Here is a 12617-nt window from a genome sequence, read left to right on the forward strand (position 1 = left end):
ATACACAAAACGGGAGCGATGATCGCTATGGCCAAGATCCTTATTACCGAGGATGAACACACGTTGCGCATGTTTGTTGCGCGCGCTCTCCGGATGGATGGCCATGAGACGCATGAGGCCGGCGATGGCGCCGAAGGCCTCGAAAAGCTCGAGCAGGGCGCGTTCGATCTTCTGCTTTCCGACATACGCATGCCTGTCATGGATGGCATTGCGCTGGCGCACGAAGCCGCCGCCCAGTATCCCGACATGAAGATCCTTCTGATGACCGGCTATGCCGAACAGCGCGAACGCGCCGATGACCTGTCGTCGAAGATCGTCGATGTGGTGCAGAAGCCTTTCGCATTGCCGGAGATCCGCAAGGCAGTCGCCATGGCGCTTGCCGTGCAGACATCCTGCGCCGCCTGATCAATAGCTGGCGAATTTAGCGGATCTCGAGCAACCGCTCGAGATACTGACGCTCGGCATCGCCCGATAGGGTGTTGCCCAGCTTTTCGCGGATCGCATCGAGGATCTCGCGGGCCCGCTGAACGTCGATTTCGTCCGGCACCTTCACCTGATCGCCGAAGTCCGGGCCTGACGTTGCGCGGGGACGACCCAGCGGATCGCGACCGTTCTGGCCGCCCTGGTTGGCCATGCCTTGTCCTTCGCCGTCCTGCTGGCCTTCGCCTTGGCCCTGACCCTGCTGCATGGCCTGCATCATCTGCTGCATCATGCTCTGGGCGCCTTGGCGAAGCGCGTTAAGCGCGTTGCCCTGGCCTTCGACGGCCTGTTCGCCCTGGCCGTCACCGAGCGCCTTGCCGGCGCTGCCCATTTGACTCTGGGCTTCCCCGAAGCCTTGGCCTGGATCCATGCCCATGCCCTTCAGGGCCTGCTGTAGCTCGCCGAGCTGTTTTCCGAGGCCTTCCTGCTGGGCACGCAGGTTCTTCAGCGCCTCACGCAGCTGCTCGGCTGTCATCTGGTCGGTATTCTGTTCGCCGCCCTGGCCGTTCTGACCCTGACCTTGCTGGCCCTGCTGCCCGCGCTGTGCCTGCTGGCCTTGCTGACCCGGTTGGCCCTGCTGACCCTGTTGGCCGTTCTGGCCCTGCTGCTGCTCGCCCTGTTCACCGCTCTGCGGATCGGGGTCGCCGCGCTGCATGCGATCACGCAATGCCTGGTCCAGCTTGAATGTCTGGTCCATCAGCCGCTGCTGTTCCTGCATGATCTGGCCGAGCTTGTCGATCTGCTGGCGCATCTGGCTGTTCTGCTGCTGTTGCTGACCCTGCTGGCCGCGCTGCGGGCGTCCGGCCTGCAGGTTGTTCATCATCCGCTGCATCTGCGACAGCATCTCCTTGGCCGCGTCACGATTGCCGGATCGAGCGAGGTTTTCGATCTGGTCCATCATGTTCTGCAGGTCGCGCTGGCGAATGATATTCTGCGCCTGCATGTTCTGCTGGCCCGGCGGTGCGTTTTGCATGCGCTGCGCGAGCTCGTTCATAAACTGCTGCATCGCCTCGCGCAGTTCCTTCATGAGGGCAGCGATTTCCTGATCCCCGGCACCTTTCTCGAGCGCGTCCGACAGATTGCGCTGGGCATCGCGCAAACGGCGTTCGGCGGCGGAAAGATCGCCGTCCTCGATGCCGAGCGCGATTTCCCAGAGGTAGTCGGCGGCGTCCTTCAGCTGTTCCTCGTTGCGGGCAATCTTCATGCGCTCGCGGGCCGAGCGGATTGCCAGGAAGTGGCCAAGGTTCGGAATGGTCTCGTCGGGACGGATCGCCAGCGCGTCGTTGAGCTCGATCGCGCGCGGCACCTGGCGCGTGTCGAGCGCGAAAACCTGGCGCTGTTCGGCAACGGCTGCCGCCAGCGGTTCCGAGAAGCCGCGGCCCGGCATTACCATTTCATGGGCGGGGCTGCGGCCGGTCTGACCGGCGCCGTCCTTGGCAATCAACGTAATCCTGACCCGCTTTCCGGCCAGCGGATGCTCGACCAGGCTGCGGCTGGTCAGGGCCTTCACCTCCTGGCCGCGGTTCTGGCGCGGCAGGTCGAGGCGGTATTCCGGCGCCGGGTAAAGAGGCGTGGCCGCCGGGTCGATAGGTCCGACAGGCTCGATCAGCGCATGGGCTTCCCGAATGCCGTAATCGTCCTTGCCGCGGAAACCGATTTCGAGCGCGCCATTGACGGACCGCTTCGGCTGGCCGTCGAAGGCGATCTCCGGCGGGCGGTCGGGAATGACGTCGAAGGTCCATGTCTGGCCATTAACGGTGAGTTCGCCGCTTTCGTCCACATTGAAGGCGTAGCTGCGCGGCGGCACAGTCTGTGCGGTCTGCGGCTGTTTGACGGGTGGCTGCGGCTTGGCCTGCTGGCCCTCGGGCAATGGCGAGCCTGGTGCCTTACCTTGTGCCTGCTTGCTTGCGTCTTCAGCCGCCTTGCGCGCTTCCTCGGTGATCAGCGTCAGCGGCTCTCCGCCGGATTTCGGCGTGAAGACGACCGCTTCCTCGCCCTCGCCACCGGTTACGCGCACGGTCAGGCCGGAATTCTGCGGCACAGATGCCGTGTTGCCGGCCGTATCGCCCGCGGCTGCGGGCGCCGTGTCGCGGCCGGTCAGGAATATCGGGGCGCGGCCGGTGTAGGATGGCGGCGTCAGCCAGGCGTCGATGCGCAGGTCAGGGTTGGTGCTTGCAGCCAGTGGTGCCGGACGGAAGGCGTCCGCAGGCGACCCGCCGCCGTTCGAGAAGGAATAGCCGAGCGCCACGGCAAACACGAGCGCCGGCACGGCGCGCAGCGCGAAACGGTCATGGCTTGCAATATCGGGGCGCGGCATGCCCGTATCGAGCGCTGCGATCCGCTCGGCCATGCGGATCTGGTGTTCTTTCCAGAGCGCGCGGGCAAACGGTGTCTCGAACGCCGGCTGGTCTTCCTGCACGGCGACGGGCTGGTGCGGCAGGCCGTTGCGATCTTCCAGCAACCGATCCGCATCGGCGGCGTCAGGCCAGCGAAGTCTCGCCAAGGGAAGGAGAGAGGTCAGGAACGCGAAGGTGAAAAAGCCGAGCAGTATCCAGCGCAGCAGATCAGGCGTGACGCGGAAAAGGCCGAACCAGGAGACGGAGAAGAACAGGGCAACGACCGCGAGCGGGGCCAGAAGCTTCGGCAGAAGGCGTTCGGAAAACAGCACGAAACGGGCAAACGACCGTTTCAGCGCAACGCGTCTTGCGAGCGCCGGATGTGTTTCGAATGCACCTTTGCGGATCAAGCTCATGCGGTCCGTCTCCGATCGTGGCGGCCCAAATCAAGCTATCAACATAACAATGTTTGTGGCGAAGACGAGGGCGGCGACATGCCGGCCCCGATATTTCCAGGCGGTTTGCCGCAAAAGTGAACGTTTCTGCGCGGGTCTAACCAAGCCAGGCAGGCATGGAATCCAGTCCGATCAGGTCATCATAGGAGCCGCGCGGGCGGATTACATGGAACTCCGAGCCCTTCACCAGCACTTCCGGCACCAGCAGGCGGGAATTGTAGGTACCGGCCTGCACGGCGCCATAGGCACCGGCAGAACCGACGGCGATCAGGTCGCCGGGCTTCGGTTCCGCCATCTCGCGGTCGAGCGCCAGATAGTCTCCGGTCTCGCAGACGGGGCCGACCACGTCGCCCTTGATCCGCGGCGCATCGGCTGGCGGCACCACGACCGGGCGGATCGAGTGATAGGCCTCATAGAGCGTCGGGCGGATCAGGTCGTTCATCGCGCCGTCGACGATCACGAAGGTCTTTTCGCCGCCATCCTTCACATAGATGACTTCGGTCACGAGAATACCGGCATTGCCGACGATCAGGCGGCCGGGTTCGGTCACGATCTTGCAGTCGAGCGTGCGCAGCTGCTTCTTGATGGTTTCCGCATAGGCGTCCGGCAGCGGCGGCGGAGTGTTGTCGTCCTTGTAGGGAATGCCGAGACCACCGCCGACATCGACGTGGCTGATCGTGTGGCCATCGCCGCGCAGCAGATCCACCAGCGCCCGCAGCAGTCGGTAGGCATCCTCGAACGGCTGAAGCTCGGTGATCTGGCTGCCGATATGCATGTCGATGCCGGTGACTTCGATGCCGGGAAGCGTTGCCGCATGGGCATAGACGGCGCGGGCCCGGTCATAGGCGATGCCGAACTTGTTTTCCTTCTTGCCCGTCGAAATCTTGGCATGGGTGCCCGCATCCACATCCGGATTGATGCGGAAGGACACATGCGCGCGTTTGCCGACTTTAAGGGCGCGCAGGTTCAGCACTTCCAGTTCCGGCTCGGATTCGACGTTGAAGCAATAGATACCGGCCTCGAGCGCCAGATCCATTTCGGCGACGGTCTTGCCGACGCCCGAAAACATGATGCGGGAGGCGGGAATGCCGGCCGCCAGCGCACGCCGCAGTTCGCCGCCCGAGACGACATCGACGCCGGCGCCGAGCTTTGCCAGGGTTTTGAGGACGGCCTGGTTGGAGTTCGCCTTCATGGCGTAGCACACCATCGTATCCACATCGGAAAACGCCTGCGCGAACACCTTGTAATGGCGCTCCAGCGTGGCGGTCGAATAGACGTAGAATGGCGTGCCGACGGCTTTTGCGATTTCCGGGATGGCGACGTTTTCGGCGTGAAGCACGCCGTCGATGTAATGGAAATGATTCACGTCAAAACTCGGAAAACTGAAGGGGTCTGGAAACTACAGAAGCGGGTCGAGGAAGAACGGGCGCTCGGCAACCGGTTCCTTGTTGGCGTCACCGGGTTTGCTGCTCTTGCGGATGTTCTGCTGTTCGACGGGCGTGCTGGGGCGGTCGAGGTCGCCCTTGCGGCCGCAGCCGGCGACAACGAGGCTGACGACGCCCAGGATCAGGCTGACATGGGCGATTTTCACCAGGGATTTCGACATTCTCTTCCTTCTCCGGCACGGTCACGCAGACTTCATAGCGAAGTTCCGCGCGCTTGTGCAGTATCCTTGCCGCTTCATTCGTCGTGCAGGCGTCAGTTTCTCTCGCGCCACCAGGCGATCTGCTTGCGCACCTCGGAGGGAGCCGTACCGCCGAAACTGACGCGGCTGGCAACCGATGCATCCACCGAGAGAACGTCGAAGACCTTGTCGGTGATGGCGGGATTGATCGCCTGCAGTTCTTCAAGCGTGAGTTCGGAGAGGTCGCAGCCCTTTTTCTCCGCCAGCGCCACGGCATGGCCGGTCGCATGATGCGCTTCGCGGAAGGGCAGGCCGACTTCGCGAACCAGCCAGTCGGCAAGATCTGTCGCGGTGGAGAAGCCGGCGCCGGCCGCGGCGCGCATCTTGTCGGCGCGGATGGTCATATCGCGCATCATGCCGGTCATGGCGGCAATCGCCAGTTCCAGGTTTTCGGCGCAGTCGAACACCTGCTCCTTGTCTTCCTGCATGTCCTTGGAATAGGCGAGCGGAAGACCCTTCATGACGGTCAGCAGCGCGACCAGCGATCCATTGATGCGGCCGGTCTTGGCGCGCACCAGTTCGGCGGCATCCGGGTTCTTCTTCTGCGGCATGATCGAGGAGCCGGTCGAAAACGCGTCGGACAGGCGCACGAAGCCGAATTGCGGCGTCGACCAGATGACGATTTCTTCGGCAAGACGCGACAGATGCACGGCGCAGATGGCAGCAACCGACAGGAATTCCAGCGCGAAATCGCGGTCGGAAACGGTGTCGATCGAGTTGCGGGTCGGTTCGCGGAAGCCGAGGGCCTTTGCCGTCATGTGGCGGTCGATCGGGTAGGGCGTGCCGGCAAGCGCTGCGGCACCGATCGGGCTTTCGTCGAGATGTTCGATCGCATGGCGAACGCGGGCGCGGTCACGGCCGAACATTTCGACATAGGCCATGCAGTGATGGCCGAAGGTGACCGGCTGTGCCGTCTGCAGATGGGTGAAGCCGGGCATGACCGTATCTGCATGCTCTTCGGCGCGGTCAAGAAACGCGGCGATCAGGCCCGTCAGCATCTTCTCGGTCTTGACGAGCTCTTCCTTGACCCAGAGGCGGAAATCGAGCGCGACCTGGTCATTGCGGGAGCGGGCGGTGTGGAGGCGACCGGCGGCGGGACCGATCAGGTCTGCCAGCCGCGCCTCGATGTTCATGTGAATGTCCTCGAGCTTGCGCGAGAACTGGAACTGTCCGCTTTCGATCTCTGACATGATCGTGTTCAGGCCGGAAACGATCTTGTCTTTATCTTCGTGCGAAATAATGCCTTGTTCCGCCAGCATCGTCGCATGGGCGATCGAACCGCGGATATCCTGGGCGAACAGCTTCTTGTCGAAACCGATCGAGGCATTTATCTCCTCCATGATCGCATCCGGCCCGGAAGCGAAGCGTCCGCCCCACATCTGGTTGGAAGATGTCGCGTCCTTCGTGTCGGCCATGAATTCAGTCCTGGAGTAGTTGATGACGTCCAAAAGACCGCTTGGCCTTCCGTCTGTCCGATTGATCCTGATTGCCGCCGTCCTCGGGATCGTCGCCGGCACCGTCGCCGTATACGTGACGAACATGGGGTCTGGCAATGGTTTGGATGGGGCTGGGGACGCCTCGATGTCCGCCTCTGCCGGGCAATGCGAGGGTTCCGCGGAACTGGCGAAGTCCGTCGGCGCCTTTTCCAAGGGCCAGGTTGCCGCCATGGTCGAGGCACAGCCGCCGCGTCCGCTCTCTCTGTCCTTCAAGGGACCGGCGGGACAGGACATGACGACGGCCGATCTCGCCGGCAAAACCGTGCTGCTCAACCTCTGGGCCACCTGGTGCGTGCCCTGCCGCGAAGAGATGCCGGCGCTGAACGGGTTGCAGGCGGCGATGGGTGGCATTGATTTCGAGGTCGTCGCCATCAACATCGATACCGGCAGCGACGAGAAGCCGAAGACCTTTCTTGAAGAGTACAAGATCGACAAGCTCGGCTTCTACCGCGACAGTTCGATGGGCACGTTCAACGCCTTGAAAAAGGAAGGCCTCGCCTTCGGCCTGCCGGCAACGCTGATCCTCGACAAGAAGGGCTGCCTGATCGGCGCCATGAACGGCCCCGCCGCATGGGACAGCGACGACGCGAAGGCGCTGGTGACGGCCGCCAAGGGCGCTTGAGGGCTGCGGATGAAGGTCTTGCCCTTCACCTCAGCCGACCCCTTCTAGCATCCAGTCAAGCGGGTGCGGAGCGGGCCGCCACAAGGCTGATCCCTACCGCGTCGGGACCGGGACTTCGCCGCGATAGTCGTAGAAGCCGCGGCCGGATTTGCGGCCGAGCCAGCCGGCTTCGACATATTTGACGAGAAGCGGGCAGGGGCGGTATTTGCTGTCAGCGAGGCCGTCATGCAGCACCTGCATGATCGACAGGCAAGTGTCGAGGCCGATGAAATCGGCAAGCTGCAGCGGTCCCATCGGATGGTTGGCGCCAAGCCTCATGGCCGTATCGATCGCCTCGACCGAGCCAACGCCTTCATACAGCGTATAGATCGCCTCGTTGATCATCGGCAGCAGGATGCGGTTGACGATGAAGGCGGGGAAATCCTCGGCAACGGTGGCGGTCTTTTCCAGCGCGACCACGTATTCCTTGGCGGCCCGGAAGGTCGGCTCGTCGGTGGCGATACCGCGCACCAGTTCCACCAGCTTCATCAGCGGCACCGGGTTCATGAAATGGATGCCCATGAAGCGCTCGGGCCGGTCGGTCGCGGCGGCAAGCCTGGTAATGGAGAGCGACGAGGTGTTGGTGGCGAGAAGCGCTTCGGGCTTCAAAACCGGACAGACCTGCGCATAGATCTTGCGCTTGACGCTTTCGTCTTCGGTCGCAGCTTCGATGACCATGTCCATCGGTGCGAGGTCGTTGACATCGGCGGAGCCGGTGATGCGGGACAGGGCTGAGTTGCGATCCTCGTCGGAAAGCTTGTTGCTGGAAACCTGGCGGGCGAGGTTGCCGTTGATGGTCGCAAGTGCGCCTTCGATGCGGTCCTTGGAGAGATCATAGATATGCACGTGATAGCCGGCGAGCGCCGAAACATGTGCAATTCCGCAGCCCATCTGGCCTGCGCCGATGACGCCGATATTCTTCATGATCTCACTCGCTCCCTGGGTGCGGTTTTCGCCCGCGTCTCGCATTTTTCATCATCATCTGGCGTCTCACAGCAAAATGCCGGGTTGCTTGAGACATCCCGGCATTTTTCTAGTCTGCTAGCGTGTTTTTTGCCAGCATTTTCGCGTCGCCGAACTGCGGTGCGAAAAAGCCGGTCGGCCTCACAGGGCCTTTTCGAGCTGCGGCAGGATCTCGAAGAGATCGCCCACGAGACCGAAGTCGGCCACCTGGAAGATCGGTGCCTCCTCGTCCTTGTTGATCGCAACGATAACCTTAGAATCCTTCATGCCGGCCAGATGCTGGATGGCACCGGAAATCCCGACCGCGATGTAGAGCTGCGGTGCAACCACCTTGCCGGTCTGGCCGACCTGCCAGTCGTTCGGCGCATAGCCTGCGTCGACCGCTGCGCGCGAAGCGCCAACGGCTGCACCCAACTTGTCGGCGACGGGCAGGATGACTTCCTGGAATTTTTCCGAGGACCCGAGTGCGCGGCCACCGGAGATGATGATCTTGGCGGATGCGAGTTCAGGACGGTCCGAGGAGGCAAGAGCATCGGAGACGAAGGACGAGACGTCAGGGTTTGCTGCGGCTGCCACGGTTTCCACGGAAGCAGAACCACCTTCGCCGGCTGCCGCAAAGGATGCCGTGCGCACGGTGATCACCTTCTTGGCATCGGTTGCCTGGACGGTCTGGATGGCGTTGCCGGCATAGATCGGGCGACGGAACGTATCCGGCGAAATCACCTCGATGATCTCGGAAACCTGCGCCACATCGAGCAGCGCTGCAACGCGCGGCATGACGTTCTTGGCGGACGCTGTCGCCGAGGACATGATGACGTCGTAGGAGCCGGCCAGCGACACGATCAGTGCTGCAAGCGGTTCGGCAAGGCTGTTGGCAAGGCTTGCGTCGTCTGCAAGCAGAACCTTCGAGACGCCGGAAAGTTTTGCCGCCGCATCCGCTGCGGCCTGCGCGCCCGAACCGGCGACCAGAACGTGGACGTCGCCACCGATCTGCGAAGCTGCCGTCAGCGCCTTGGCGGTCTGGTCGTTGAGGCTGGCATTGTCGTGTTCTGCCAGAAGAAGAATGGCCATGAGTTTATCTCCCTAAAATCAGATCACGCCGGCGGTCTTCAAGGCGCCGACCAGTTCCTCGACGGACTTCACCTTGATGCCTGCCTTGCGGCCGCCCGGTTCCTCGGTCTTCAGAACCTTGAGGCGAGGGGCGATATCGACGCCGAAATCCGCTGCCGTCTTCTTGTCGAGCGGCTTCTTCTTCGCCTTCATGATGTTCGGCAAGGACGCATAGCGCGGCTCGTTCAGGCGCAGGTCGGTGGTGACGACGGCTGGAAGCTTGACCTCGACGGTCTGCAGGCCGCCATCAACTTCGCGGGTAACCACAGCCTTGTCGGCGGAAAGCTCGATCTTCGAGGCAAAGGTTGCCTGTCCGGTGCCGAGCAGGGCTGCCAGCATCTGGCCGGTCTGGTTGGAATCGTCGTCGATAGCCTGCTTGCCGACGATAATGAGGCCCGGCTGTTCGGCGTCGACGACGCCCTTCAGGAGCTTCGCCACGGCAAGCGGTTCGACCGTCTCGTCGGTCTCGATCAGGATCGCCCGATCGGCGCCCATTGCAAGCGCCGTGCGCAGCGTTTCTTCAGCCTTTGCCGGACCGATCGATACGACGATCACTTCCTCTGCCTTGCCGGCCTCCTTCAGGCGCAAGGCTTCCTCGACGGAAATCTCGTCGAACGGGTTCATCGACATCTTGACGTTGGCAAGCTCGACACCGGATCCATCCGGCTTGACGCGGATCTTCACGTTGTAGTCGACGACGCGCTTTACAGGCACCAGGATCTTCATGGGGTCCTTCCTTGACTTTTCTCCAGCCGCAGATTGCGACATCTGCGGCTTATCCATTTGTCAGTGGGCGACATGGATACCCATTTTTGCCCTGATGACAACGTGGATTATCCCATCAGGGTTGCGGTTTTCTCATAGGCCTATTCGGCCAGTCGCGTCTCTTGCGATATGCTCTGCTTGTGCAGCACGGCCTTCGGCGTGACGATCTCGCGGTCGAACAGGGGAACGCCCCGGCGCCGCATCACGATGACAAGTGCGGCACCCGCCAGAATTCCGCCGACATGCGCGCCCCAGGACACCGCACTATCGGCTTCGAGCCAAAGCATCACAAATTGCTGAACGATCCAGAGCGTCAGCGGAACGAAAGCGGGCAGCGGCAGCGGAATTCGAAACAGCACAAGCACCCATACGCGAACGCGCGGATGCAAAAGGAAATAGGCGGCGACGACACCGGAGATGGCGCCCGATGCGCCAATCAGCGGCCCCTCGGACATCGGGCCGACGAGGCCGTGCACCAGCGCGCCGGCTGCGGCGCAAAGCAGGTAGAATATCAGGAAGCGCACGTGCCCCAGCGCGTCCTCGACATTGTCGCCGAACACCCAGAGAAACAGCATGTTCGATGCAAGGTGCCAGAAATCCAGGTGCAGGAAGGCGTAGGTGACGAAGGTCGCATCTTCCGGGACGAGGATGGCGGAGGGGTCGAGCACCGCATAGTCGAAGATGATCGCCGGAATGAAGCCGAGACCCAGCGAGGCGATCTCCGTCGTTTCCGACGGAGCAAGCGTCGTGAACACCCACATGAGCACGTTCGCGGCGATCAGCGAGATCGTCACCCACTGCACACGGATGTATTTCAGCGCGACGGCATCGTGCAGCGGAATGAACATGCGTCGCTTCCTCTCCTCCCGTCCGTCGCGCCTTGGTCGCGTTTTTGCCTATCTGTTCTTGCCGGGCACCCACAGAATGTCTGTCCTGCCATTCTCGTTGGCGACGCGGGCGGCGACAAACAGAAAATCCGACAGGCGGTTGATGTATTTGAGCGCAGCCGGGCCGATCGCCTCATGTCGTGAAAGCTCGACCATCAGCCGTTCTGCACGCCGCGACACGGTGCGGGCGAGATGCAGATAGGCGGATGCCGGCGAGCCACCGGGCAGCACGAAGGATTTCAGCGGTTCGAGATCCGCGTTCAGCGTGTCGATCTCGGTTTCGAGACGTGTCGCCTGCGCTTCGATGATCCGCAGAGGCTCGTATTCGGGCTTTTCGCCGGTATCTGGCGTTGCAAGATCGGCACCGAGATCGAACAGGTCGTTCTGGATGCGAAACAGCATCTGGTCGACCTCGCCCATGCCGGCCGTATGAAGCCTTGCCATGCCGATTGTCGAGTTGACCTCGTCGACCGTGCCATAGGCTTCGACCCTGATGTCGTGCTTGTCGCGCCGCGGGCCGGATACCAGTGCTGTCGTCCCGTCGTCGCCGGTGCGCGTGTAGATCTTGTTGAGCTTGACCATGAAGACTGTAATTTCCTTAGTTCGGCATTTCTCTAGCTCGGCCGGCCGCCGCCGGTCAGCCAGAGCGTGAACATGATGAGGATGACGGCCACGGCCTGGAGCAGCAGACGCAGCTGCATCAGCTTGTTCGACCGGTTGGCATCGGTGCCCTTTACCATGTTGAACAGGCCCTTGATCAGAACGAGTACGACCAGGCCGATGACGATCACGGTCAGAACGGTGGTAAAGGTGGCCATCGAGTTTTTGCTTTCCGCTTGCTCGCGATCAGTCGATCCGTTGCATCAATTTGTAGAAGAGCGCTGCCGGCAGGATACGTTTCAGGAACGCGCCCTGCTTGGCCGGCTTCGTCACCAGATAATGTGGCTTCGGGTTGTCGGCGGTCAAGGCATGTTTCAGTACCGTGTGAACGGCGTCCGGCCCCAGCTTGTGGCGGTTGACCGGCCCGCTCCCGTCCAGGCGCTGCAAGTGCCGCTTGTATTGTTCGGCATGCGGCGAATTGATGAGGTCGATATTCTCTTTGACCTTGGCAAGCGCATTGGCCGTGAACTGCGTGTCGATCGGTCCGGGCTCGATCAGGCTCACATGAATGCCGCTTCCGTAAAGCTCCATCCGCATCGTCACGGTCAGACCTTCCAGCGCGAATTTCGAGGCGGTGTAGGCGCCCCGGTAGCGGTAGGGAACGATGCCGAGGATGGAGGAGCAGTTGACGATGCGTCCATGGCCCTGTCTCCGCATCACGGGGATGATGCGGGTTGTCAGGTCATGCCAGCCGAACAGATTGGTCTCGAACTGGAGACGCAGCACGTCGGTCGAAAGGTCTTCGACAGCGCCGGGCTGACCATAGGCGCCATTGTTGAAGAGCGCGTCTATGCGGCCGCCGGTGCGCGCGAGAACGGTGTCGACGAGAGCCTCGATCGTCTCAGGCTTGGTGTAGTCCATCAGCAGGGCTTCGATGCCGTCCTCATCCAGCGCCACGAGGTCGGCTTCCTTGCGCACGGTCGCGAACACCCGCCATCCCTCGGATTTCAGGGCGCGGGCACAATGAGCGCCGATCCCTGAGGAACAGCCTGTCACAATAATCGTTCTTCCGTCTGTCATGCCGATTGCATACCGTTAAGGTCTCTCTGTACAAGTTGCCGCCTACCTTCCATATTTTGCCACAAGCCTCAACTCATCCTCCACCGAAGCCCTCAGGGAG

Annotated in this window: 13 protein-coding genes; 2 read left to right on the forward strand and 11 right to left on the reverse strand. The window is 62.1% G+C overall.

The features are described from left to right. Positions 1-27: 27 nt before the first annotated feature. The gene (locus tag ACQY1L_RS00425; protein WP_062462002.1) at positions 28-405 is read left to right on the forward strand and encodes a response regulator; all 378 of its coding nucleotides are present in this window, start codon (positions 28-30) and stop codon (positions 403-405) included. A gap of 16 nt (positions 406-421) precedes the next feature. Here ACQY1L_RS00425 and ACQY1L_RS00430 read toward each other — a convergent pair whose 3' ends face one another. The 4 genes from ACQY1L_RS00430 to argH all read right to left on the reverse strand — a co-directional run bounded on the left by ACQY1L_RS00430 (position 422) and on the right by argH (position 6370). Then, positions 422-3232 (reverse strand): TIGR02302 family protein, encoded by a 2811-nt coding sequence (locus ACQY1L_RS00430; protein WP_430242044.1) that lies wholly within the window; start codon positions 3230-3232, stop codon positions 422-424. A gap of 136 nt (positions 3233-3368) precedes the next feature. After that, positions 3369-4637 carry a diaminopimelate decarboxylase gene (gene lysA, locus ACQY1L_RS00435; RefSeq protein ID WP_430242046.1) on the reverse strand — a complete coding sequence of 423 codons (1269 nt, stop codon included), beginning with the start codon at positions 4635-4637 and terminating at the stop codon, positions 3369-3371. Positions 4638-4670: 33 nt separating this feature from the next. Next, on the reverse strand, positions 4671-4877 hold the full coding sequence (gene lptM / locus ACQY1L_RS00440; RefSeq protein ID WP_430242048.1) for an LPS translocon maturation chaperone LptM: 207 nt from the start codon (positions 4875-4877) through the stop codon (positions 4671-4673). A 92-nt stretch (positions 4878-4969) separates the two neighbouring features. Further along, the gene (gene argH, locus ACQY1L_RS00445) at positions 4970-6370 is read right to left on the reverse strand and encodes an argininosuccinate lyase (protein ID WP_192077797.1); all 1401 of its coding nucleotides are present in this window, start codon (positions 6368-6370) and stop codon (positions 4970-4972) included. A 22-nt stretch (positions 6371-6392) separates the two neighbouring features. On the opposite strand from argH, the gene tlpA reads away from it, so the two are divergent. Next, positions 6393-7073 carry a thiol:disulfide interchange protein TlpA gene (gene tlpA / locus ACQY1L_RS00450; protein ID WP_430242051.1) on the forward strand — a complete coding sequence of 227 codons (681 nt, stop codon included), beginning with the start codon at positions 6393-6395 and terminating at the stop codon, positions 7071-7073. A 93-nt stretch (positions 7074-7166) separates the two neighbouring features. On the opposite strand, the gene ACQY1L_RS00455 is transcribed toward tlpA, so the two are convergent. From ACQY1L_RS00455 to ACQY1L_RS00485, 7 genes are all read right to left on the reverse strand, one after another. Then, entirely contained in the window at positions 7167-8036 is an 870-nt protein-coding gene (locus tag ACQY1L_RS00455) for a 3-hydroxybutyryl-CoA dehydrogenase (protein ID WP_082476452.1), read from the reverse strand. 180 nt (positions 8037-8216) lie between these two features. After that, a complete protein-coding gene (locus ACQY1L_RS00460; RefSeq protein WP_430242054.1) occupies positions 8217-9146 on the reverse strand; it encodes an electron transfer flavoprotein subunit alpha/FixB family protein in 930 nt (309 codons plus the stop codon). Between the two features lie 18 nt (positions 9147-9164). Then, complete coding sequence (locus ACQY1L_RS00465; protein ID WP_062461709.1) at positions 9165-9911, reverse strand: electron transfer flavoprotein subunit beta/FixA family protein; 747 nt, start codon at positions 9909-9911, stop codon at positions 9165-9167. A 140-nt stretch (positions 9912-10051) separates the two neighbouring features. Continuing rightward, positions 10052-10798 (reverse strand): rhomboid family intramembrane serine protease, encoded by a 747-nt coding sequence (locus ACQY1L_RS00470; protein WP_430242057.1) that lies wholly within the window; start codon positions 10796-10798, stop codon positions 10052-10054. A 48-nt stretch (positions 10799-10846) separates the two neighbouring features. Beyond that, the gene (locus tag ACQY1L_RS00475) at positions 10847-11419 is read right to left on the reverse strand and encodes a cob(I)yrinic acid a,c-diamide adenosyltransferase (protein WP_062461703.1); all 573 of its coding nucleotides are present in this window, start codon (positions 11417-11419) and stop codon (positions 10847-10849) included. Positions 11420-11451: 32 nt separating this feature from the next. Continuing rightward, positions 11452-11655, reverse strand: coding sequence for a twin transmembrane helix small protein (locus ACQY1L_RS00480; protein WP_062461700.1), 204 nt, complete (start codon positions 11653-11655; stop codon positions 11452-11454). A 28-nt stretch (positions 11656-11683) separates the two neighbouring features. Then, positions 11684-12517, reverse strand: coding sequence for an SDR family oxidoreductase (locus tag ACQY1L_RS00485; protein ID WP_430242060.1), 834 nt, complete (start codon positions 12515-12517; stop codon positions 11684-11686). Positions 12518-12617 lie beyond the last annotated feature (100 nt).

The sequence above is a fragment of the Neorhizobium sp. DAR64862/K0K3 genome, from assembly GCF_050500185.1.
GTDB lineage: Bacteria > Pseudomonadota > Alphaproteobacteria > Rhizobiales > Rhizobiaceae > Neorhizobium > Neorhizobium soli.

What these genes read in the sequence shown, in the direction of transcription:
- tlpA (WP_430242051.1), top strand. Translation starts at nt 6,393, where the DNA reads ATGACGTCCAAAAGACCGCTTGGCCTTCCGTCTGTCCGATTGATCCTG.
- lptM (WP_430242048.1), bottom strand. Translation starts at nt 4,877, where the DNA reads ATGTCGAAATCCCTGGTGAAAATCGCCCATGTCAGCCTGATCCTGGGC.
- ACQY1L_RS00485 (WP_430242060.1), bottom strand. Translation starts at nt 12,517, where the DNA reads ATGACAGACGGAAGAACGATTATTGTGACAGGCTGTTCCTCAGGGATC.
- argH (WP_192077797.1), bottom strand. Translation starts at nt 6,370, where the DNA reads ATGGCCGACACGAAGGACGCGACATCTTCCAACCAGATGTGGGGCGGA.
- ACQY1L_RS00480 (WP_062461700.1), bottom strand. Translation starts at nt 11,655, where the DNA reads ATGGCCACCTTTACCACCGTTCTGACCGTGATCGTCATCGGCCTGGTC.
- ACQY1L_RS00455 (WP_082476452.1), bottom strand. Translation starts at nt 8,036, where the DNA reads ATGAAGAATATCGGCGTCATCGGCGCAGGCCAGATGGGCTGCGGAATT.
- ACQY1L_RS00425 (WP_062462002.1), top strand. Translation starts at nt 28, where the DNA reads ATGGCCAAGATCCTTATTACCGAGGATGAACACACGTTGCGCATGTTT.
- ACQY1L_RS00460 (WP_430242054.1), bottom strand. Translation starts at nt 9,146, where the DNA reads ATGGCCATTCTTCTTCTGGCAGAACACGACAATGCCAGCCTCAACGAC.
- ACQY1L_RS00465 (WP_062461709.1), bottom strand. Translation starts at nt 9,911, where the DNA reads ATGAAGATCCTGGTGCCTGTAAAGCGCGTCGTCGACTACAACGTGAAG.
- ACQY1L_RS00475 (WP_062461703.1), bottom strand. Translation starts at nt 11,419, where the DNA reads ATGGTCAAGCTCAACAAGATCTACACGCGCACCGGCGACGACGGGACG.
- ACQY1L_RS00470 (WP_430242057.1), bottom strand. Translation starts at nt 10,798, where the DNA reads ATGTTCATTCCGCTGCACGATGCCGTCGCGCTGAAATACATCCGTGTG.
- ACQY1L_RS00430 (WP_430242044.1), bottom strand. Translation starts at nt 3,232, where the DNA reads ATGAGCTTGATCCGCAAAGGTGCATTCGAAACACATCCGGCGCTCGCA.